The organism is Proteiniclasticum ruminis, assembly GCF_900115135.1.
In the GTDB taxonomy this organism is placed as follows: domain Bacteria; phylum Bacillota; class Clostridia; order Clostridiales; family Clostridiaceae; genus Proteiniclasticum; species Proteiniclasticum ruminis_A.
Window position 1 is genome coordinate 90,065 of sequence record NZ_FOVK01000006.1, and the last position, 22,512, is coordinate 112,576.

General features: G+C 45.5%; 15 protein-coding genes and 1 riboswitch. Of the genes, 3 read left to right on the top strand and 12 right to left on the bottom strand.

The window, feature by feature from the left end:
• Positions 1–30 precede the first annotated feature (30 nt).
• From BM243_RS09885 to rsgA, 4 genes are all read right to left on the bottom strand, one after another.
• Positions 31–2,181 carry a DNA topoisomerase III gene (locus BM243_RS09885; protein WP_074912208.1) on the bottom strand — a complete coding sequence of 717 codons (2,151 nt, stop codon included), beginning with the start codon at positions 2,179–2,181 and terminating at the stop codon, positions 31–33.
• Between the two features lie 107 nt (positions 2,182–2,288).
• Positions 2,289–3,836 (bottom strand): uracil permease, encoded by a 1,548-nt coding sequence (locus BM243_RS09890; RefSeq protein WP_074912209.1) that lies wholly within the window; start codon positions 3,834–3,836, stop codon positions 2,289–2,291.
• A gap of 50 nt (positions 3,837–3,886) precedes the next feature.
• Positions 3,887–4,456, bottom strand: coding sequence for a xanthine phosphoribosyltransferase (locus BM243_RS09895; protein WP_074912210.1), 570 nt, complete (start codon positions 4,454–4,456; stop codon positions 3,887–3,889).
• Positions 4,457–4,594: 138 nt separating this feature from the next.
• Positions 4,595–4,696, bottom strand: a riboswitch (purine riboswitch).
• A 173-nt stretch (positions 4,697–4,869) separates the two neighbouring features.
• Entirely contained in the window at positions 4,870–5,958 is a 1,089-nt protein-coding gene (rsgA, locus tag BM243_RS09900) for a ribosome small subunit-dependent GTPase A (RefSeq protein WP_074912211.1), read from the bottom strand.
• Between the two features lie 468 nt (positions 5,959–6,426).
• On the opposite strand from rsgA, the gene BM243_RS09905 reads away from it, so the two are divergent.
• The gene (locus BM243_RS09905) at positions 6,427–6,585 is read left to right on the top strand and encodes a zinc-ribbon domain-containing protein (RefSeq protein WP_074912212.1); all 159 of its coding nucleotides are present in this window, start codon (positions 6,427–6,429) and stop codon (positions 6,583–6,585) included.
• A gap of 122 nt (positions 6,586–6,707) precedes the next feature.
• Here the strand turns inward: BM243_RS09905 and BM243_RS09910 are convergent, their stop codons facing one another.
• Complete coding sequence (locus BM243_RS09910; RefSeq protein WP_074912213.1) at positions 6,708–8,564, bottom strand: ABC transporter ATP-binding protein; 1,857 nt, start codon at positions 8,562–8,564, stop codon at positions 6,708–6,710.
• Positions 8,565–10,295 carry an ABC transporter ATP-binding protein gene (locus tag BM243_RS09915; protein WP_074912214.1) on the bottom strand — a complete coding sequence of 577 codons (1,731 nt, stop codon included), beginning with the start codon at positions 10,293–10,295 and terminating at the stop codon, positions 8,565–8,567. It lies immediately after the preceding gene.
• Positions 10,296–10,505: 210 nt separating this feature from the next.
• Between BM243_RS09915 and BM243_RS09920 the strand changes: the two genes are divergently transcribed.
• Positions 10,506–11,459, top strand: a complete 954-nt coding sequence (locus BM243_RS09920; RefSeq protein ID WP_074912215.1) for a DegV family protein — start codon at positions 10,506–10,508, stop codon at positions 11,457–11,459.
• A 69-nt stretch (positions 11,460–11,528) separates the two neighbouring features.
• Here BM243_RS09920 and BM243_RS09925 read toward each other — a convergent pair whose 3' ends face one another.
• From BM243_RS09925 to BM243_RS09940, 4 genes are all read right to left on the bottom strand, one after another.
• Complete coding sequence (locus BM243_RS09925) at positions 11,529–12,860, bottom strand: M20/M25/M40 family metallo-hydrolase (RefSeq protein WP_074912216.1); 1,332 nt, start codon at positions 12,858–12,860, stop codon at positions 11,529–11,531.
• A gap of 9 nt (positions 12,861–12,869) precedes the next feature.
• A complete protein-coding gene (locus BM243_RS09930; protein ID WP_074912217.1) occupies positions 12,870–14,321 on the bottom strand; it encodes a YfcC family protein in 1,452 nt (483 codons plus the stop codon).
• A 134-nt stretch (positions 14,322–14,455) separates the two neighbouring features.
• Positions 14,456–15,724 (bottom strand): ArsB/NhaD family transporter, encoded by a 1,269-nt coding sequence (locus BM243_RS09935; RefSeq protein ID WP_074912218.1) that lies wholly within the window; start codon positions 15,722–15,724, stop codon positions 14,456–14,458.
• 309 nt (positions 15,725–16,033) lie between these two features.
• Positions 16,034–17,302 carry an ArsB/NhaD family transporter gene (locus BM243_RS09940; RefSeq protein ID WP_074912219.1) on the bottom strand — a complete coding sequence of 423 codons (1,269 nt, stop codon included), beginning with the start codon at positions 17,300–17,302 and terminating at the stop codon, positions 16,034–16,036.
• A 394-nt stretch (positions 17,303–17,696) separates the two neighbouring features.
• Here BM243_RS09940 and BM243_RS09945 point away from each other — a divergent pair, with 394 nt between their 5' ends.
• Positions 17,697–18,917, top strand: coding sequence for a 6-phosphofructokinase (locus tag BM243_RS09945; protein ID WP_074912220.1), 1,221 nt, complete (start codon positions 17,697–17,699; stop codon positions 18,915–18,917).
• Positions 18,918–18,984: 67 nt separating this feature from the next.
• Here BM243_RS09945 and BM243_RS09950 read toward each other — a convergent pair whose 3' ends face one another.
• Both BM243_RS09950 and BM243_RS09955 read right to left on the bottom strand, forming a co-directional pair.
• Positions 18,985–20,025: an AbrB family transcriptional regulator gene (locus BM243_RS09950; protein WP_074912221.1), complete on the bottom strand. Its 1,041-nt coding sequence runs from the start codon at positions 20,023–20,025 to the stop codon at positions 18,985–18,987.
• 141 nt (positions 20,026–20,166) lie between these two features.
• Entirely contained in the window at positions 20,167–22,509 is a 2,343-nt protein-coding gene (locus tag BM243_RS09955; protein ID WP_074912280.1) for a heavy metal translocating P-type ATPase, read from the bottom strand.
• Between the last annotated feature and the right edge of the window lie 3 nt (positions 22,510–22,512).

Consider the following 22,512-nt stretch of genomic DNA (forward strand, 5'->3'; position numbering starts at 1 on the left):
TTTATAGTGAACAGCAGCTCCTTTTATGCATTATTTAAACAGATCTTTCAGCGCATCGCTTAAAGCGGAGTTCACTGGCTCATCGTTACTCTTGTTGAGCTGATTGAGATATTTTTTCACATCGCCCTTCTTCATGGCAGTGCCTTCCTTTTCTCTTCTTGTCTGGAAAGCCGTGAGCTTTTCTCTATAACCACAGACACAACGGAAATGCTTCCCATCGCCTTCGCCATGGAGCTCCATCTTCTTCTTGCATTCTGGACATCTGGCGTTGCTTTGGGTGGACAGTGTCTTTCTGAAGCCGCACTCCCGGTCCTGGCATACCAGCATATTGGACTTCTTGCCCTTTACTTCTAAAAGGTTCTTGCCGCACTCCGGGCACTTTTGGCTCGAAAGATTCTCATGTCTGAAGGTTTCCTTGGACCCTTTGATTTCTCCAATGACTTTTCTTGTGTACTCTTCCATTTCCCGGATAAAGGCTTCCTCTTTCAGCTGACCGGCTCGGATCATCTCCAGCTTTTTCTCCCATCTTGCAGTCATCTCCGGTGAAGTCAGGTCTTCCGGCGCAAGCTTTAACAGCTGTCTTCCTTTTTCTGTGATATGAATCTCTTTTCCCCGTTTCTCAAGAACAAAGGAAGAGAAGAGCTTTTCGATGATATCGGCTCTTGTGGCCACGGTGCCCAGTCCGCTGGTTTCCTTCAGGATATTTTCCAGAGACTTGTCTTTTGTCTCCATATACTTTCCAGGATTCTCCATGGCGGATAAAAGTGTGGCATCGGTGAAATAGGCCGGTGGCTGTGTGAGCCCTTTTTCCAGGAGCACTCTTTCGATGGCGACCTTTTCTCCTTTTTTGAATGGAATGCTTCTTTCTTCCAGCTCCTCATCTTCTTCCTTTACCAGAGCCCGATACCCTTCCTGGATGGTTCTTTTTGTGGATGCTTTGAACTTTTCTCCCGCGCACTCTCCAAGAATCTGCATCTCCTCATAGACATAGGAGTCCATGAGGACCGACAGGAATCTTTTCACCACCAGCAGATAGATTTTACGTTCTTTGTCTGTCAGGGTGGAAAGCACCACAGATTCTTCTGTGGGAATGATGGCATGATGGTCAGAAACTTTTGCATCATTGATGAAATTCTTCTTCTCTTTGATGCCTTTTCTAAGGATATCCATACCGATTTTACTTAGATCCCCCACGGCTGAAGCCTTCACTCGGTCTTTCAGGGTGCCCAGAAGGTCCTTCGTCAGATATCTGGAGTCGGTTCTAGGATATGTCAGCACTTTATGGCGCTCATAGAGTACCTGCATGAGATTCAGCGTTTCCTTTGGACTGAATCCGTAGAAATTACTGGCATCTCTTTGCAGCTCCGTAAGATCATAAAGCAGCGGCGCATCTTTTCTTTTCTCTTTGGTGGTCACATCAGAAATCAGAAGGTTCTTATTCTGAAGAAGATCATACTTTTTCTTTGCTTCCTCTTCTTTGAAAATTCTGCCACCCTCATGATGGAAGGTCAGTCCCTGTACTTTGAGTTTCAAGGTATGGAAAGGGACTGGAATAAAAGCTCTGATTTCTTCTTCTCTTGCCTTCACCATGGCTAAGGTCGGTGTCTGCACCCGTCCTAAAGAAAGCTGGGCATTATGCTTCACAGTCAGCGCTCTGGTGGCATTGATCCCCACGATCCAGTCTGCCTGGCTTCTGGCTTCTGCTGAATAAAACAGAGTCTCATAGAGCTTCGCCTCCTTGAGGTTTTTAAATCCATCCCGGATGGCTTTTTCTGTTACGGAAGAAATCCAGAGCCTTTTCATGGGTTTTCTTGCCCCTGCTTTTTGGAGAATCCACCGGGCAACCAGCTCTCCTTCACGACCTGCATCGGTAGCGATGATGATGCTGGTCACATCTTTTCTGTCCAGAAGAAACTTCACCGTATTATACTGCTTTCTTGTTTTCCCAATGACAGAGAGCTTCATCCTCTCTGGAATCATGGGCAGCAGCTCCATTTTCCACTCTTTGTATTCTGGCTTGTACTCTTCCGGGGCAGCTAAAGTCACCAGATGGCCCATGGCCCAGGTGACAATATAGTCTTTCCCTTCAATATAACCGTCTTTTGAACTGTTTAGCCCCAGTGCCTTTGCGATGTCTTTGCCCACGGAAGGCTTTTCAGCCAGTATCAGTGCTTTGCTCATGTCTTCACCTAATTCCTTATTTTTTCATGTATCTATTATACCATAGGAAGAAAGAGCCCTCTTTTTCAAGAGAGCTCTTTCAAAAATACTGATATTCTCCTATGTTTTTACTGCTCTGAAGCAGCCAGGCCATCCACCGGCATGACCTCATCTGCCTTTTTACGGATAGGCTCACTCTGATGTGCAAGCATGGCATCATAGCGTCTGTATCCTTCAAAAATAATCGCTACCAGCACATATGCAGTGACAAAGCGTGCGTCAAAGAACAAGGCAAGCTTCGGTGCATGCATGAATCCGGTGGCTGTGAGAAGCGCTGCACAAATGGAGGTGACAGAAGCTTTTCTGTATTCCCCATCGATGAGAAATACCAGGATGGCTCCCCAGACAATACCGGTAAACATAGCCCCCTGGCCAAGAGGCACAATGCCGCTGGAAAGCTTTGCCACAACCTCGCCTGCCCCTCCATTAAACCGGGTCATGAGATAATTGGCAAAGTAGGGGAACATGGCAATCACCACGGCTGGAAAATGTTTTTTGTCCACTGTGCCGAAGGCTTGGGTTACCATGGAGATGCCTACAAATACAAGGATTGGAGCGATGACCGCCATGGGAATGATCTTTGCCATCACAGCCACTACACCAAAGGTGGAAGCTAATAAGAACACAAAACCGTTGAGGATGGAATATCCTCTTCCTGCATTCATCCATTTGGAACCGATGGATGCAATATAAACGGTGGTGGGGAAGACGCCGCCAAAGAAAGTGCCAAAGAGCGTACCAAGTCCATCTGCCAGCTGAGCCTCAGCCACATCATATCTGTCCCCTGCGGAAGCCATGGCTTCCACATTGTTCATGGTCTCCACAAAGTTGTAGATGGAGATGGGAAGAAGTATGGCAAAAAGACCAGCCATTTCTCTAGCCATGAACATAAGGCCCTCAAACAGTCCTAGGGTTGGCATGGGCAGATAGAAACCGAAGCTTCCTAGACCTTCCCGTACTTGACTCATGTCCTGTCCACCCACAGTATAGGCCAGGAAAGTCCCGATGACGATGGCAAAGAGTGCCGCAGGAATCTTAAAGGGAAGAGGCTTCTTCGCAATAAATCCTATGAGCATAATGACCAGAACCACCATCCCAGCGATGGGCAGCTCATAAGTCATGAAGAACATCTCTCCACCAATGAAGGCGAAAGCCACGCCAGCGAGGGCTCCCAGCATGGCTGCTCTAGGCAGGTGCTTATGAACGAACTTTCCGATGAAGCTTCCTAGAACTTCTATGACACCACCGATGAAGCAGGCACCCAGCCCAATCTTCCAGGCAAGTTCTGGGTCCCCTGTAAGCTCTAAGGCAGGACGAAGCACCCCAAAAAGATAGATGAACATCACTGGAGTGGATACCCCATAGGCAAGTGCAGTCACGTCTTTTCTTTTTTCTTTCAAAGCCAGCTTTTCTGCAAGCTTCGCATAATAAAGATTACCAAAAAGCACCGACATGGCTACGCCAGGAATGACCTTCCCATAGACGATGCTGGCTGGAAACCCCATGGCGCTCATAGAAACAGCTATGAGAACAAAGTTTGCCAGGTTATTCTGAAACAGGGCAAAGAAACCATCGATGTCTTCACGTTTGAACCACGGATAAAAGTTCTTTTCCAAAAATAAATCTCTCCTTTATGAGTGCAGCAAAGGGACGGGCAACGGTTTTTCTATAAAAAAGTGATGTCTCCATGATCCATGGATAAAATGGTGGCAAGGGCTTTGATCTCTCTTCCTTCGGCCCGGAGCTTTTTGCCCCCTTCCTGGAATCCCTTTTCAATGACGACGCCCGTACCTACAAGATTGGCTCCTGATGCTTCCACAATCTGATAGAGCCCCTTGAGCGCTTCCCCATTGGCCAAAAAATCATCCAGAATCAGCACCTGATCCTCATTGCTGAGATACCTTTTAGAAACTCGGATTTTATAGTGCTGCTGTTTTGTGTAAGAATAGACTTCGCCTTCATAGGTCTCAGGATCCAGATTGAGAGACTGGGTTTTCTTGGCAAAAACCACAGGCACCTGAAAATGCAGTCCCGCCATCACCGCAATGGCAATGCCAGAAACTTCTGCTGTCAGTATTTTCGTCACCTTCAGCTCTTTAAACATCTCTTTGAAGGCTTTTCCGATCTCATTTAAGAATTCTGGATCCAGCTGGTGATTGAGAAAACTGTCCACCTTCAAAACAGATCCTCCCAGAACTCTTCCTTCCTGCCTTATTTTTTCTTTCAATGCTTCCATGATGATGCTCCTCTTTTCATGCCCGCTGCAGATCAGGATCAGCTTCCCTAAACTAAAAAAGCCGTGGTTTCACCACGGCTAGAATACATCCTGATTTTACAGGAAAGAATGGACAGAACTATGTCCATTCTCCATAGAAGAATCAGCATGCACTCCCGTAGTCAGACCGTTTACGGTGGTCTGGTAGAAACTTATGGACCATATCTCCAAGATTATACAGGGGATTCAATTTTTTGATTAAAACTAATAATAACAAAGGACAAGAAAAAGCACAAGGACTTATAAACCTTTACACAGAAAATATTTCCTTTTTTTGCAGGAATCAATGCAAGATAACTCAGAACACGCAAGTTATCTTCCGTAGTATAAGAAAGAGCCCCTCGAAAGAAAGGCTCCTCACTTCCGTCCCATGATCAGTCACGGAACTCATATTTACTTTTCTTTTTCACCTGGTCCTTTGTTTTCTTCATCTCTTTCTTGCCGCCAAACATGCGGTCCAGTTTTTTCTTTTCGATCTCTCTGGAGTTCAGCCCTTCATAACTTGGGACCTCTTCCCTGAGTTTCAGGAAATTCTCATATCTTTCCACAGGAAGAGCTCCTTCCTCCACAGCCTTTTTCACAGCACAATGAGGCTCGCTCACATGGGAGCAGTCTCTGAATCTGCAGGACTCTGCCAAGGTATAGATGTCTTCAAAGGATTTTGAAAAGTCTGCTTCCAGTATGCCAAGTTCACGCATACCAGGGGTATCGATGAGTGCCCCTCCGTTTTCTAATAGCAGCAGTTCTCGGTGCGTTGTGGTATGTCTTCCCTTATCTTCATAGCCCGTTGCCTTGGTCTCCATGACCGAGCTTCCGAGCAGGCTGTTGATGAGACTGGATTTCCCTACTCCTGAAGAGCCCAGAAAAGCCACAGTCTTGCCTTTTTCCGCATAGGGACGAAGCTTCTCCACCCCTTCTCCTGTAAGAGAGGACGTGACAATGACCTCATATCCCAGCGTGATTCTTTCCACCTCACATAATTTCTCGGGTAGGTTTTCTGCTAAATCTCCTTTGGTCAGAACTATCACAGGGACTGCGCCGCTCTCCAGCGCCACTGCAAAATACCTCTCTAGTCTTCTAAGATTAAAGTTCTCATTGAGTGCCATGCAGAGAAACACTGTATCCACATTGGCTGCCACCGCCTGGGCATCTCTGCGCTTTCCTGCCACTTTTCTGACAAAAAGGCTCTTTCGAGTAAGAATCTCATGAATCACCGCGTATCCATGGGTTTCATCCTTCCGGTCCACCATGACAAAATCTCCCACCACTGGAAAATCAGCTGGATCCATGGCTTCATAACGCATTTTTCCTGTGACTTCTCCATGAATGGTTCCTTCAAGCAGCGCAATTTCATAGAGTTTCTGCTTCTGGCTGATGATTCTTCCAACATAATAGGATTCAAACAGACTGGCTTCTGCCAGGACTTTCTCTGTAAACCCTAAACTTTCATTTCTTTGATTCAATAATTTACCCTCCAAATTCGGTTTTGGAGGAATTTTGCTTCTTATCCGGCAAATCCTCCAGCAGTTCTGTTCTTTGCAATCATTCTTCTTACAATCATCTTAAAACGCCTCCTTTGCCAAAATAAGATACGATGCGGTCTATAGCACGTTCCGCATTCAAAATTATCATAAACCAATCCAATGAAAAAATAAAGCACTTTGTCTGATCCTATGCAGTTTTCCTCTTGTGGCTCTATACTTCTCCCCTTTATAAAGCATTTTCTTTCTTCCAACCGGAAGTTCGTCTTTAAATTAAGAGAAAACAATTGGTAAAAACTATTTTTCGAAAAAGGTATCTATTTATTTAAAGGTGTGCTATACTAAACAAGTCGGAAACGGCAAAACAAATTTACAGTTAATTACACAGATTTCAATTTCGCCTTAGCGACAGAGAATTTTAGGTATAACTGTTCTAAGGAGGAAAAACACATGGAAGACAAGAAGATCATTTGCAGAGACTGCAACAACGAATTCGTATTCACCGTAGGTGAGCAGGAATTCTACAAGGAAAAGGGATTCGAAAACGAACCAGTTAGATGTCCTGATTGCAGAAGAGCAAGAAAGAACGAAAAGTTCAACAGAAGATAGTCTAATAAATGAAGCAGTTGCGTAAGCAGCTGCTTTTTTTGTCGCCTTAGATACTGAAATCAAAAGAAAAAGATCCCCCTTTGTACTTAAACGTGGAGAGATCCTTTCTTGTCATTTAAGTTCTACCCTTCCGATACTGCACCATTTCCCACCTGACTCACAACCATCTCATAATATCGGCCCTTCAGCCTCATCAGCTCCTCATGAGGTCCTTCCTCAAGAATCTTTCCTTCTCCGATGACATAGATTCTATCGGCACTTTTAATGGTTGAAAGCCTATGAGCAATGATGACACTAGTCCTGTTTTTCAGAAGCTTCACCATGGCTTTCTGAATCTCTTTTTCGGTTTTGGTATCCACAGAACTGGTGGCTTCATCGAGAATCAGTACGGGTGCATCAGAAAGCACCGCTCTTGAAATGGCCAATAGCTGCCTCTGTCCTTGGGAAAGTGTATCCGTACTGCCAGAAACTTCTGTATCATAACCTTGAGGAAGCTTCAGGATAAAATCCTCCGCATGAGCGACTCTGGCTGCATGGTAAATTTCCTCATCTGTGGCCTCAGGTCTTGCATATCTGATGTTTTCGCGGATGGTACCGGTAAACAGGAAGGTATCCTGCAGCACCACTGAGAAATTCTCCATGAGACTTCTTCTCTCAATCGTCCTCAGGTCCATTCCATCAAAGGTGATGGTTCCTTTTTCCAGATCATAAAACCTGGTCATAAGGTTCACGATGGTTGTTTTTCCTGCACCTGTTTCTCCCACCAAGGCAATGGTTTCTCCTGGATGCACCTTAAAGCTTACCCCTTGAAGCACCGGTTTACCCTTGGCATAAGAAAAATAAACATCCTGAAAAGAGATTTCCCCTCTAGGATTCATGAGAGTCACTGCATCCTTAACATCTTTCTCTTCTTCCTGTTCATCCAGAATCTCAAAGACTCTCTCCGCTCCCACCAGCGCCTGCTGAATGTTTGTGAACATACCGGCGATGTTGTTGAGCGGTCTGCCGAACTGTTTGGAATACGTAAGAAAACTCACAACAATCCCGACACTGATGGTACCATTCACGCTCATGAGACCACCAGCAAAAGCAATGAGCGCAAAAGAAAGATTACTGATCACACCCATAAAAGGCATGAGAAACCCTGCCCAGATCAGCGCTTTAGTCGCAGCTTTCTCCAGCTCTTCATTTACCTTTCTGAACTCTTTCAATGTTTCTTCTTTCCTGTTGAACGCCTTCACCATTTTCATGCCCATAATGCTCTCTTCAATAATCCCGCTGAGATTTCCCAGTGCTTTTTGCCTCTGCATGAAATAAATTCTGCTTCTCTTTGCAATGATTTTTGTCAGGATCATAAACAGTGGAACTGCGATGAGGGCAAGAAGGGTCAGAAAAAAATCTAATGAAAGCATCATGATGAGGGAGCCCACCAAGGTGAAGAGGGATGCGATGAGCTCTGTGGTGGTCTGCGCAATGGATCCGCTGATGTTATCCACATCATTGGTCATGCGGCTCATGGTATCTCCATGGGGTCTTCTGTCATAGAAGATCAGTGGAATTCTCTGCAGCTTGCTGAAAAAACTCTCCCTCAGATCCTTTACCAAGCGCTGGGTCACCTTCGCCATGAGCACACCATTCACGGTCTGAAGCAGCCAGACCATGACATAACAGAGCAGAAGATATAGAATCATTCTCTGGAGAAGAGATGTGTCCACGAGGTTTTTTTCCAGATCGTAAGCATTGATGGCTCTTCCGATATAAAGGGGAACCACCAAAGAGAAAGACGACGCCAGAAGAGTTAGGACCGTTGCGCCCAGGAGGGCCTTTCTGTATCTTCTGAAAAGCGCCAGAAGCCGCTGAAGGGTTTTCTTGTATTCTCTTGGTTTTTCAGATGGAACAAAACGGTTTGCGCCGCCGCCAAAGCGTCCGAACTTTGGCATCTGATCAAGATTCTGTGGTCCTTTTCCATTCTTTTCCATCTAAATCACCACCTTATCCAGTTCTCCAATTTGAGACACATACAGATCTCTATACGTGGAAGAATTCTTCATCAGATCCCCGTGGGTGCCGAAGCCCTCCATTTTCCCTTGAGAAAGAACAAGAATCTTATCCGCCCCCATGGCTGTGCCGATCCTCTGGGTGATGAGTATGGTCGTTCTTCTGGGTTTAAACTCTTTTATGGCTTCCCGGACTTTTCTGTCTGTGACAGCGTCCAGTGCTGACGTGGAATCATCCAGAATGAGGAGCTTCGACTCTTTAGCCAGTGCCCTGGCAATGGATACTCTTTGCTTCTGGCCCCCCGACAGATTCACCGCCCCCTGATAAATACTGCTCTCATATCCTTCTTTCATAGAAAGGATAAAGTCCTCTGCTTGGGCGGCTCGTGCAGCACGCTCCACTCTATCAGGACTCATTTCCGGAGTGCTCCAAGCGATATTCTCATGAATAGAACCTGAAAACAGCATGGTCTTCTGGGAAGAAACAGATACTGCATTTCGAACCTGTTCCACTGTGTAGTCCCTGATGTCTATGCCATCAAGAAGAATCCTGCCCTCCTTCCCTTCATAAAACCGAAGGAGCAGCCAAACCAGCGTGGATTTCCCCGATCCAGTGGGGCCGATGACCGCCAGGGTCTCTCCCGCATTCAGACAAAAACTGAGATTCTCCAGTGCGTAGAGTCCGCTCCCGGATGGATAGGAGAAGGACAGATTCTCAAACACCACAGACATAGCTTCGGAAGAAAACTCTTTAGTGCCACCTTCCGCATCTTCCTCTGCCACAAAAATCTCATGGATTCTCTCTGTGGAAGCCTTTGTTCGGACAAAGGTAGTGAAAATATTGGTAATCATGATGATGGAGGTGAGGATCTGCGTCATATAACTGATAAACGCAGCAACTTTCCCCACTTCAATCTCCTGCCTGACGAAAAGAATGCTTCCAGCATAAAGAACCAGGGCAATGCCAAGACTCACCACCAGGCTGAGCACCGGAGCAAAGTAGGCAATGACCAGCTGAGAGCGGATGCCTTTTTTCTCCAGATCCTCATTGGACTTTGCAAACTTCTCTTCCTCGAAGTTCTGTCTTCCAAAGGCTTTCACCAGACGGATCCCAAGAAGGTACTCCTGAATCACAAGATTCAGCTTATCTATGGCATACTGCACCTTCGCAAAGCGCTCATAACTCATCTTCATACTGATATAAATAAGAACCGCCACAAGGCTTACAACGAAAAAGAGAATGATGGAAAGTTTCGGGCTGAGAGCTGCGGCAAGAATCATACTTCCAATCCCCGTCACCGGCGCCTTAAAGAAAATACGCATCATGCCATTGACAAACTGCACCGCCTGAGCGGTATCATTGGTCATTCTGGTGATGAGTGATCCACTCTCCATCCGGTCTGCACTGCTCTCTGAAAAATTCATGATTTTCTCAAAAAGATCTGCCCTCAAGTCTTTTCCGAACCCCTGAGAAACTTTGGAAGCCAGAATGTTCCGGACTGTGGCAAAGACCGCTCCCAAAAACGTGATGAAAAGCATGAGAAGACCATATCCGATCACCGTCTCCACGCTTTTCTCCCGGACGCCCTCATCTATGATCCTGGCCATGATGGTGGGCTGCAGAAGATCAGCCATGGACTCCAAAAAAACAAAGGTGGTGGCTGTGAAAAAAAGCACCCGATATTTACGAAAATACCTTTTGTATATGTTCATGTTTATCTCCCATCTGATATCAATCAAAACCTACACTCATTATATCAGAGGATTTTCTTGTCGTGTCTGCTAAAAAGATACAAAACCTTCAGACTCCATACAAGAATTATAAGCAAATAAGAGTATCAAAATCTGTCAAACTATTTTATAATAGAATGGATTTACAGAATGAACTGTAACTGAAACTCATTCTGAACTGGAGGAATTTAAATGATCAAAATCATGGCAGATTCAACTTGTGATTTATCCCAGGAAATTCTGGACAAGTATGACATCAGCATTGCCCCTTTAACTGTAACTATGGAAGGAAAGACCTATAGAGACCGGGTAGACATTACGGCGGATGAGTTCTACAGTATGATGGAAAACCTGGAAACACCACCCACTACTGGTATGCCCAGCCCTTCATCATACCTGGACATCATGAAAGACGCAAAAGACCAAGGTATCGAAGAAATACTCTGCATCTGTATGAGCAGCGGTACCAGCGGTGCTTACCAGTCTGCAGTCCTTGCCAAAGACTACTTTTATGAAGAGTTCCCAGGATCAACCGTGAAGATCCACGTGGTGGACTCCACCTGCATGAGCCACGGCAGTGGCTGGCTTTTAATGAAGAGCGCCATGCTGAGAGAAAAGGGAGCAAGTTTCCAGGAACTCATCGACTTCAATGAAGCCTACAAAAGAAACGTGAAGCACTTCCTCACCGTGGATGATCTCAACCATCTTCTTCGAAGCGGCCGTCTTTCCAGCACCAGTGCCCTCATCGGCAAAATGCTGAAGCTGAAACCCATTATGTCTATGAAAGACACAAAAGGCGCTATTGTCGCCAAGGAACGTGGAAGAAAGAAAGTCCTCACCCATTATGTGGAAGAGTTCAAGAAGAGAAACGATGAGAATCTTACAAACTTTGTGATCATAGGCTACACCACTGATAAAAGTTATGCAGAGAATCTCAAAACCAAATTCCTTCAGGAAACAGGTTTTGCTGGAGATATTTATATCATGCAGATGGGTGTTGCTGTCGGAACCCATGTAGGTCCTGGTGGCCTCTCCATGTTCTTTATGGAAACTGGAGACAGAAAAGATAATCTGCTGCTTAATGAATGGGAAGCTCTCGTAGCAAAGAAAGATGCCTTCCTCGAAAAGTTCGGTCTGAAAAAGTAATAATTGCACATGGAAAAGAGCGGAGTCCATCTAGAGATTCCGCTCTTTTTATCTATTCAAAATACAAACCTAGGAAAAATGTAAGAAAAGATTTCTATAAAAGGTAATCATTCTTTCCAGATTCTCTATGGAAATCCGTTCATCGGTTCCATGAACTCTCTTGAGATCCTCATTCTTCATCCTCACTGCACTGAATCTCAAAATGTTATCTGAAAGCTCCTCATATTTTCTGCTGTCGGTTCCACCAGCCATGAGATAAGGCAGAATCACCGCATCCCCATAAACGGAGTGAATGAGATCTTTCAGTAAAGAAAAAGCCTCTCCTTCATGGTCCGTGACTTTGGAAGCCTCTTCTTTCACAAGATACTGGTACTGAACCGGAAGCCCTTCATGGATCTTCTTCAGATGGCGAAGAACATCCTCTGTGGTGTCTCCTGGTAAGATTCTTGCATTAAGGATCATAGAAGCTTCCTGGGGAATGACGTTATATGCATTTCCAGCCCGGACCACCGTTGGCGTAATGGTTGTCCTTATGAGCGCATGAAGAGCAGGTGTTTTTTCCAAGGTCTTCCGCACCAAAGGAAAGCTCGTTCTAATGTTCCCGATCAGTTTCCCTTTCCACCCCATGTGTGGACCCATCCCTTGAAACATCGCCTCCACAGCTCCTGTCAGTCTTGCTTCCATGGGCTGGCTGGCAATGGCAAGGAGGGCTTTTCCAAGAACTTCCGTCACCAGATACTCCGGTGGCATGGAAGAGTGTCCCCCTTCTCCCTTTGCTGTCACTTTGATCATGGAAGACCCTTTTTCTGCAACCCCCACCAGGGCCAATGGCACAGTAACCCCTTCCAGGACATCCTCCATGACTGCACCACCTTCATCCAGCACCATAAAGAATCTCAAATCTTTCTCTCTAAAATAGGCGGCAATCTCTTTCGCTCCAAGGCTGCCCCCCACCTCTTCATCAAATCCGAAGGCAAGGTAAAAATCCCTGGAGGGCATATATCCTTCCTGAAGAAGATTCTCTAAAGCTTCCAGGATAGAAACCACCTGATTTTTATCATCTAAAGTGCCTCGTCCGTATAGGTATCCATCCCGGATTTCCCCTCCAAATGGATCACTCAGCCAGTCCTCTTTCGTTCCTTCTGCCACAGGCACCACATCATAATGGCCAAGAAGAAGAACCGGTTCATCTTCTTTATTGCCTTGAAGATGAAAAACAGGACTGTATTTATTGATCCATGTCACTTCTGCTCTCCTGTACACTTCTTTATACGTTTCCTTGAGATGTGAAAGGAACTCCTCATAAGGCTTAAAGTTCACCTGCTCCATATCCGTGTCAGAAATGGTCCTGAACTGGACCGCTTTCTGAAGACTTTTCACCGCATCATCTATGTTTCTCATACTACTCTCCTAAAATGGGCCATACTGAAAGGAATTGGCCAAGAACAAAAACATCAGCGTCACAATAAAAACAATGCCTTGAATCTTAATGGACCATCGGATCCATTTGGGGTAACTGACCACCGTAAGTCCCAGTGCGATCATGAGGGTTGGATTGGTGGGAAAAAGAAGGTTTGAAAACCCATCTCCAAACAAGAACGCCTGAACTGCCGTTTGCCTTGTGACCTGAAGAAGATCTGTCAGCGGCAAAAGAATCGGCATCACAAGAAATGCCTTTGCTGATCCGGACCCAATGAAGAAATCCAGCATCAGTATGAGAAGGTAAAGACCCAGCACAGCCATATTGGGGCTAAGGCCAGACATCCTCTCTGAAGCATAGTAGAGCACCGAATCCATCACCATCCCCTCTGTCATGATATGCTTGATGGACATGGCCATGAGGATCAGGAGCACTGCTGGAAGCATGGCCATGAAGCCTTTTCCAAGGTCTTTCAAAAGCCCCTGAAAAGGCTTGTACTCACTTAGAATTCCAGCGGTTACAGAAGCCACCAGAAAAATCACAGCCACCAGAGGCAGCGCCGCTGCCGATAAAACTGGGATAAAGAATCCCAAAGCAATGACCATCACCATGGAAAGAATGAAATAGCCGTAAATCTTCACGACTTTTCCAAGATTCTCTTTTTTGGTGGATATGGGCTCTTCAAAATGGGTAAATCTATCTTTCAGCGCCCGGTCTTCTTCATACACCATAGAAAAGGATGGATTTTTCTCAATGCGTTTCGCATAGAGATAAAGATACCCATACAAAATGCAGTAGATGACAGAGAAGATGAGCAGTCTGTAGAGGCTTCCTGAAAATGCCGGGAGTCCTGCAATCTTTTGAGATACCCCCAGGGTAAAGGGATTGAGGATGGCTGCCGCAAATCCGAATCCCGACGCCATGGCGCTGATGCCAAGACCTACAAGTGAATCCCATCCAAAGGAGTAGGATAGCGTCACAGCCATGGGCACCAGAACGATGAGCTCCTCAAAAATCCCGAAAAAGGAGCCAAAGGACATGAAGAAAAGAATGAGAAGTCCCATGAGCACATACTTCCGCTTCTCATATTTCGCCACCAGGGTCTCCATGATGTAGCGCAGAAGTCCGCTCTCGTCAAGAACTCGGAAAGATGCTCCAATCAATAACAAAAACAAGATGATGACAATGATTGTCACCTGGTCTTCACCAAAAAGGACCTCCAAAGGCGCCGTAATCCATCTGTATAAAGGGTACTCCGGACGTTCCAATACCGAAAAGGATCCTGGCACTATTTTTTCACGGCCATCTTTCAGAATCCTCTCGTAGGACCCTGAAGGAAGCACTCTCGTGAGGACTCCTGAAAGAAACATGAGGATCCCTAAAATGGTGACGGAAGAAAAGAATGATTTCTTGGAAAGGGCTACACCTCGTCTTTGCTGCATAAATTCCACCTCTTTCTACATATGATCTTAGTAAAATTTTATCACAAAAACCCCGATTATTTCACTTCAACAAAGCGTCCTGCCAAAATAATCGCAAAGAAAAAGACCCCGAAGGATCTTTAAAAAATGAATACTTATGCAAACAGGAACCATGTCAGAATATATCCTGTAATAACAGCAATGAGGGTAAAAGGCACGCCAATGGAGGTGAAATCCTTGGTTTTCACTTCATACCCCTGCTTCGTGAGAATACCAATTCCCGCAATGTTAGCAGAAGCACCGATGGGAGTAAGGTTTCCGCCTAAGGTAGCGCCGATGATGAGGCCAAAGTAGAGCACTGTGATGTCTCCTCCGATGAGTGCTCCAATACCGCCTATGACAGGAAGCATGGTAGCAGTATAGATGATATTATCAATGAAAGCAGATACCAGGACAGAGAACCAGACAATCAGTGTATATACAATAAACAAATTGTCTCCGGCAATCTTAATAAAGATGGCAGCAATGTCGTCAATAACACCCACTTCTGTGATACCACCGACCACGATGAAAAGTCCTGAAAGTAGAAGAAGCGTTACATAGTCAATCTCCCTGACTGCATTGGCTACGGTCTTCTCATCATGCTTTACAACCAGCGCACGGATCATCCCCACCACAAAGAGCGTCATACAGATGATACCGTTGATGGTACGCGGAGTATTGGGGATGAAAGACGCTACAATGAGCAGAAGGACCATGAGAATGAGCAGCACAGAGGGAAAATAGTCTGTCACGACAGTTTTCTCCAATGCGGTCACCGGCTGCTTTTCTTTACGGAAGATCCATAGGAGCATCAGCGTTGACGCAATGGCACCTATCTGCACGATAAAGAACAATCCCATTTTTCCTTGATAGAAGAAAAAGTCAAAGAAGTTCATATCCAGATGACCCGCCAGAAGGATCGATGTGGTGTCTCCCACAAGCGTTGCAGCACCTTGAAGATTGGAAGCTACCGAGATGGCAATGATACTGGACACAGGAGATACATTCAGCTTCTTGCAGATGGTCAGGGCTACCGGAGCTACCATGAGCACCGTGGCCACATTGTCCACAAAAGCAGAAATGATTCCTGCAAATAGAGATAGTGACACAATGGCCCACTTCACATTCGGTGTCTTGGCAATGATGAAGTCTGCCAAAAGAGAAGGCATCTTGGAATCAATAAATAGTGATACCAGTCCCATGGTTCCAGCAATCATCAAAATAACATTCCAGTCCACGGTGGTAAATACTTTTGAGAATGGCAGGATACCAAGAGCTACGAAGATGGTCGCAGTAGCCATGGCGATTTTCGCTCTGTGCTTGGGTAAAGACAGAAGCAGCACATAGGTCAGAATAAAAAGAACAATAGCGGTAGTTTTCATTTTTTCTCTCCTTGATGTTTATTTGGATTCTGTCTGAAAAGTGCAAAATAAAAAGACTTTTCCAATGCAATCCACTGGTAAAAGTCTCGCTTTCAAAAACTGATTGGACAACCGGATTTTACTCGTCATGACGACTGTCCACACTTTCAGTCTACTTCAGACAGAAAGAAGCTACTCCCTAATACTCATTTATTCTACTGGAATTTCTTTCGTTTCACAAGGTGAGATAATTTTTTGTCAATCTCTAGAAATAGAAATAGTGATAGGTGCAATGGAAAAGACCCCGAAGGGTCTTTGGAAAGCAAATCATTATGCGAATATAAACCACGTCAGAATATATCCTGTCGTTACAGCAATCAGTGTAAATGGCACACCAATGGACGTGAAGTCTTTAGTCTTTACTTCGTAGCCTTGCTTTGTAAGAATACCAATCCCTGCAATATTTGCAGATGCGCCTATTGGGGTAAGGTTTCCACCTAAGGTTGCTCCGATGATGAGACCAAAGTAGAGAACTGTTGGGTCTCCCCCAATGAGAGCACCTATACCTCCAATTACTGGCAGCATCGTTGCTGTGTAAATGATATTGTCTATAAATGCGGATACCAGCACCGAGAACCATACTATGAGTGTATAAACCACAAATAAGTTATCCCCAGCAATCTTTACAAATAGTGCCGCAATGTCCTCGATAACCCCAACTTCAGTGATTCCTCCAACCACAATAAAAAGGCCGGAGAGCAGAAGCAGTGTAACATAGTCAATTTCTTTGATTGCATTGACGACCGTCTGATTGTCTTTCTTAACAAGAAGGGCTCTCACGATTCCAATAACAAATAAAACAACACAAATGATTCCGTTGATTGTCTTAGGTGTGTTAGGAATGAAAGAGGCTGTAATGAGAAGAATGATCATCAAAATCAGCAGTACTGTTGGAAAAAAATCTGATACAACAGTTCTTTCTATGGACGTTACTGGCTGTTTCTCTTTTCTGAACAGCCATAAGAGCATCATGGTTGATGCAATGGCTCCAATCTGCACAATAAAGAACAGACTGGGCTTCCCATGATAAACAAAGAAGTCAAAGAAGTTCATATCCAAGTGACCTCCAAGAAGGATGGAGGTTGTATCCCCTACAAGTGTTGCTGCACCTTGCAGGTTGGATGCCACTGCAATGGAAATGATACTTGGCACCGGGGATATTTTGAGCTTTTTACAGATGGTCAGCGCTACCGGAGCCACCATGAGCACCGTGGCCACATTATCCACAAAAGCAGAAATGATTCCTGCAAATAGAGAAAGTGACACAATGGCCCATTTCATATTCGGTGTCTTTGCAATGATAAAGTCTGCCAAGAGCGATGGCATCTTAGAGTCAATAAAAAGTGACACCAGTCCCATGGTTCCGGCAATCATTAGAATCACATTCCAGTCCACGGTGGTGAACACTTTTGAGAAAGGAAGGATACCAAGAACCACAAAAATAGTGGCTGTAGCCATGGCGATCTTTGCTCTGTGTTTTGGCAAAGACAGAAGCAGCACATAGGTCAGAATAAAAAGAACGATAGCGGTAGTTTTCATTTTTTCTCTCCTCAATATTTTTCGGAATCTGCCTGAAAAGCACAAAATAAAAAAGACCTTTCCAATGCAATCCACTGGTAAAAGTCTCGCTTTCATAAACCTGATTGGACAACCGGATTTTACTCGTCATGACGACCGTCCACACTTTCAGTCTCAAGTCAGACAGAAAGAAGCTACTCCCTAATACTCATTCAGTCTACTGGAATTTCTTTCCTTTCACAAGAGACGATTATTCTTAAATCGATCTCTTAACGTGGATTTAACTTTCAAGGATGGCATTGGGATAAACAGCACCAGAATCCGCATTAAAAATTCCAATTTACTGGGGAAAAGCATCCATTTATGATAAAATAAAAGAAAATTCTCACATTTCAGCAAAAGGCAGGTGCAATGAATGAAACTGGAAGGTAAAGTGGTGGTCGCTCAAGGAGGCGGACCTACCGCAGTCATCAACGAATCCCTCGTGGGAGTTGTTCTGGAATCCAGAAAATTTCCACAGATCACAAAAGTCTATGGCGCGGTCAATGGTGTTCGAGGAATCATCAACGAGGATTTTCTTGATCTTACCCAGGAAACCACGAACAATCTGGAACGGGTGGCCGTGACTCCCTCCTCCGCCCTTTTCTCCACAAGAGACAAGCCGGACAAAGCTTACTGTCAGGAGATTTTTAAAGTATTCAAAGCCCATGATGTGCGGTATTTTTTCTACATCGGAGGCAATGATTCAGCAGATACCGTCCGCATTGTAAATGAAGAAGCAGAGCGCTCCAATTACGAGTTCAGAGCCATCCATATCCCAAAGACCATCGACAACGATCTCATGGTCAACGATCATACACCAGGCTATGGTTCTGCAGCAAAATTTGTTGCCCAAAGCTTCATTGGACTGAATCTCGACAACCGGGCTCTTCCTGGAGTCCACATCGGAGTAGTCATGGGCAGACACTCAGGCTTTCTCACCGCCGCTTCCTCCATCGCCCAAAAGTATCCGGACGATGGGCCACACCTCATTTATGTGCCGGAAAAAGCCTTCCGAATGGATCATTTTCTCACGGATGTGAAAAAGATCTACGACCGGCATGGCAGATGCATTGTAGCCGTTTCTGAAGGTGTTGCAGATGAAAACGGCGTCCCGGTGCTGGAAAAACTAGGCAGCCGCGAGAAAGACTCCCATGGCAATGTTTCCCTTTCGGGCACCGGTGCTTTGGGTGACCTGCTCGTAAAAGAAGTGAAGGAGAAGCTCAGCATCGGAAGAGTCCGTTCTGATACCTTTGGTTATCTCCAGCGCTCCTTTATGGGTTGTGTCTCGGATGTGGATCAGCGTGAAGCCAGAGAAGTAGGGGAAAAAGCAGCCCAGTTTGCCATTTGGCAGAATGTGGACGGGTCCATCACCATCCATAGAACCGGATACTACTCCGTAGACTACAAGCTCAGCAGCCTGAAAGAAGTGGCCGCAAAAACAAAACTGATGCCAGAAGAGTTCCTGAACAAGGAAGGCAACAATGTCACCGATGCCTTCAAATACTATCTGACACCGCTTCTTGGCTCCAACATGCCTTCTGCTTCCATGCTTCGGGCACCTAGGGCTGACAAGATTCTGAACTTGAGAAAATAACAAGAAAAACTCCACCATCCTCGCACCGTATGGGCGAAAGATAGTGGAGTTCTTTATCTCGCTGGTTTTAAGAAAACCACTGGGACACGAAATAGAAAATCTGCGGAAAAATGGAAATGGCGCCAATGAGCCTCGCAATCTGGATCATGGCCACATCTGAACCTGAAACCCCAAGGTCTGAGGCGATGAGCGCCATATCAGAAGCTCCTGCAGGTGAGGAGGACAAGATGGCCTGAGATAAAGGAATTCCAAACTTCACCGAGATATAGTGTCCGAGAAGATAGCAGGCAAGAAGATTGAATCCGACCAGAATCAGTGCCGGAATCAGAAGAAACTTCAGCTCTAGAAAATCCTGATATCCGAAATGACTGCCAATGTAGGCCCCAGAAAAAAGCTGTGCCAGCCGTTTAAACCAAATGGGAAACGTCACTTCGACATGAAGCATTTTTAGAAGGAGAATGGAGATCATGGCAAATAGAAGGGTGCCTGCAGGAATACCCAGAGTTTTGCCGAGCAGTCCCCCCAAGAGCGCCACTGCCAAGGAGATCCAAAGCTTTGGTGTCCCAAAGGGAGGCTCTTTTTTCTCAATAAGATCTTGCTGCCCGGACGGCTGGGAAGCTCCTCTGCCCTTTTCTCTTTTTACAAGAAGAGGAATCATACCAATACCTGAAATCAGCCTCACGAACTGAAGCACAGTAACCTTTGTGGCATCGGCCCCTAAATCTGCAGCAATCAGCGGTGTATCGCTGATTCCTCCAGGAATGCCGCACAAAAAAGAAGTGAGCAGATCCAAAGGACTGACCAGATAAATAAGGATCCCCACAAGCACATTGGTGGCGAATAAACCACCAAGAAGCACCAAAATTGGTCGCACTAGATCCTTCAGTCTTCCGAAGTTCTCCCTTTTCACCGTCATCCCTATATAGGCGCCCGCAATACACTGAGCAAGAAATCTGAACTCAGTCGGGATGTCCACTAAGGACGTGTTGATATTAAGAAGTGCCACTGTCAGCACACTGCCCAGCATCATTCCTCCAGGAACTCTCAGCTTCTGAAGGATAAATCCTCCTACGAATGCTGCAGCAATGGTTATAAGCAAGTTTTCCATACTATGTTCCCCATCTTTTATACATATTTCTATCTTTATTATAGTACTTGCCAAACGGCATCGAAGACGGTATCAAAGAATATACAGTAAAAAAACAGTAAACCAGCTTTCTGCAGGTTAGAACAGAAAGCTGGTTTTTCCTTATAAGTGTTCCGTTTTCATGACTCTCATGGCATTGATGACCGCAATGACCGTTACTCCAACATCTGCAAATACGGCCTCCCACATGCTGGCAACGCCAAAGGCCCCCAGAAGAAGGAAGGTGCCTTTTACACCAAGTGCAAAGATGATGTTCTGCCATACAATGCTGCGGGTTCTTTTGGCAACCTTCAGGGCAGTGACAATCCTCATGGGCTCATCGGTCATCAGCACCACATCGGAAGCCTCTATGGCCGCATCAGAGCCAAGAGCTCCCATAGAGATGCCAATATCCGCCTGAGCCAGAACGGGTGCATCATTGATGCCATCTCCCACAAACACAATCTTTCCTGAGGTTTCTTTTTTCAGTCTTTCAAATACTGATACTTTATCTTGTGGCAGAAGCTCTGTGTAGACTTCATCAAGGCCTAAAGCAGTCCCGATTTCCTCTCCCACCTGCTTCAAATCTCCAGTGAGCATGACAGTTTTTCTGATGCCCATATCTTTCAGCGCTCTGATGGTTTCCTGAGCACCACTCTTGATGGTATCAGAGACCACGAGTGCTCCAATATACTGGCCACCTTCGGAGAGATACACTAAAGTACCTCCAAAAGACAGCTGGGGTACGGTGACTCCTTCTTTTTCCATCAGCCTTTTATTTCCTGCAAATATAATTTTCCCATCAAGTGCAGCTTTGATGCCGTGGCCGGCTATTTCCTCATAAGAGGAGATTCTTCCTCTATCCAGTTCTTTTCCATAGGCGCTGACAATAGAGAGAGAAATGGGATGACTGGAGAAAGACTCCACATAGGAAGCTTTTTCAAGAAGTTCTGACTCAGATAGGTCTCCTTCAGGCAGAATTCTCGTTACTGTGAACCTACCTTCTGTAAGGGTTCCTGTCTTGTCAAAGACCACAGTCTCCACTTCGTTCAGCGCTTCCAGATAGTTTCCACCTTTCACCAGAACCCCTCTTCTAGAAGCACCACCGATACCGCCAAAAAATCCCAAAGGTATAGAAACAACCAGTGCGCAGGGACAGCTGATCACAAGAAACACCAGAGCTCTATACGCCCACATGGAGAAGGGGTCTCCTAGAACCAAAGGAGGCACCGCTGCCAACAGGAGTGCGGAAACCACCACAAAGGGTGTATAATATCTGGCAAACTTTGAGATGAAACTTTCCGTCGGCGCTTTTTTCCCAGAGGCATTCTCCACTAGTTCCAAAATCTTGGAAACAGCAGAAGCTCCAAACTCTTTCGTTACTTTGACTTTTAGAAGGCCATTCTGGTTGATGAATCCGCTGAGGATTTCACTTCCCGATTCCACATCTCTTGGCATTGATTCCCCTGTGAGTGCAGAGGTGTTCAGGGAAGAGGCTCCTTCAACGACCACGCCGTCCAGTGGCACCTTCTCTCCTGGCTTCACCAGGATCACATCTCCAGGCTTCACCTCATCCGGTGACACTTTCACTGCAGCACCATCTACAATAAGATTGGCATATTCCGGCCGGATATCCATAAGATCTGCAATGGATCTTCTCGATCTTTCCACCGCCATGGACTGAAACAGTTCTCCCACCTGATAAAAGAGCATCACGGCGACGCCTTCTGCATATTCTCCAATGAGAAAAGCGCCAATGGTTGCTATGGCCATGAGAAAATTCTCATCAAACACCTGTCCTCTTACAAGATTTCTGACTGCACGAAGCACAATCTCCCCACCCACCAGAAGGTAGGACAAGAGGAAAAGAAGCAGTCTAACGGTGTCGTTGAGAGGCATCAAGGCTCCTGCCAAAAGGAGAAGTCCACTTAGGACAATCATAGACAGATCTTTTCCATGGACACGGAGGATTCTCTGATACTCTCCTTCCAACTGACTCTCTTCAGTTCCAGCCAAAATCAGCTTTGTATCTTTTTCAATGGTTTCTATGATTCCTGACATTCTGTTTTTGTCTTCTATAGAAAGAGCTCCATACCTAGGCAGCACTCTCAGCTTTCTAGTGGCAAAATCAATGGAAACAGACTCCACAGCTGGAAGCTTCGAAATCTCCTCTTCCATTTTCATGGCACAGTTTGCACAGCCAAGGCCCTCCAGAAGAAAGATCTCCTCTGTGGTTTTATTCTTCTTTTTTTCCGTTACAACCACATCCGGTTCATGACGATGCACGATATGCTCGGCCTTTTTCATAAGATCTTCATCTTCATGCGCGCCATAGGTAAGGGTAAGGGTTTTTGTTGCAAAGTTCACCTCTGCTTTTACGCCCTCCAGAGCATTCATCTCATTCTCTATTTTCAAGGAACAGTTTGCACAGTCCAGACCTTCTAAAATCAGTTCTTTTTTCTTCATTTC

Bases quoted from the DNA above. Each gene is read 5' to 3' on its own strand.
- BM243_RS09945 (WP_074912220.1), top strand. From the start codon at position 17,697: ATGAAACTGGAAGGTAAAGTGGTGGTCGCTCAAGGAGGCGGACCTACC.
- BM243_RS09915 (WP_074912214.1), bottom strand. From the start codon at position 10,295: ATGAACATATACAAAAGGTATTTTCGTAAATATCGGGTGCTTTTTTTC.
- BM243_RS09940 (WP_074912219.1), bottom strand. From the start codon at position 17,302: ATGAAAACTACCGCTATCGTTCTTTTTATTCTGACCTATGTGCTGCTT.
- BM243_RS09925 (WP_074912216.1), bottom strand. From the start codon at position 12,860: ATGAGAAACATAGATGATGCGGTGAAAAGTCTTCAGAAAGCGGTCCAG.
- BM243_RS09930 (WP_074912217.1), bottom strand. From the start codon at position 14,321: ATGCAGCAAAGACGAGGTGTAGCCCTTTCCAAGAAATCATTCTTTTCT.
- BM243_RS09895 (WP_074912210.1), bottom strand. From the start codon at position 4,456: ATGGAAGCATTGAAAGAAAAAATAAGGCAGGAAGGAAGAGTTCTGGGA.
- BM243_RS09950 (WP_074912221.1), bottom strand. From the start codon at position 20,025: ATGGAAAACTTGCTTATAACCATTGCTGCAGCATTCGTAGGAGGATTT.
- BM243_RS09885 (WP_074912208.1), bottom strand. From the start codon at position 2,181: ATGAGCAAAGCACTGATACTGGCTGAAAAGCCTTCCGTGGGCAAAGAC.
- BM243_RS09920 (WP_074912215.1), top strand. From the start codon at position 10,506: ATGATCAAAATCATGGCAGATTCAACTTGTGATTTATCCCAGGAAATT.
- BM243_RS09905 (WP_074912212.1), top strand. From the start codon at position 6,427: ATGGAAGACAAGAAGATCATTTGCAGAGACTGCAACAACGAATTCGTA.
- BM243_RS09935 (WP_074912218.1), bottom strand. From the start codon at position 15,724: ATGAAAACTACCGCTATTGTTCTTTTTATTCTGACCTATGTGCTGCTT.
- BM243_RS09910 (WP_074912213.1), bottom strand. From the start codon at position 8,564: ATGGAAAAGAATGGAAAAGGACCACAGAATCTTGATCAGATGCCAAAG.
- BM243_RS09955 (WP_074912280.1), bottom strand. From the start codon at position 22,509: ATGAAGAAAAAAGAACTGATTTTAGAAGGTCTGGACTGTGCAAACTGT.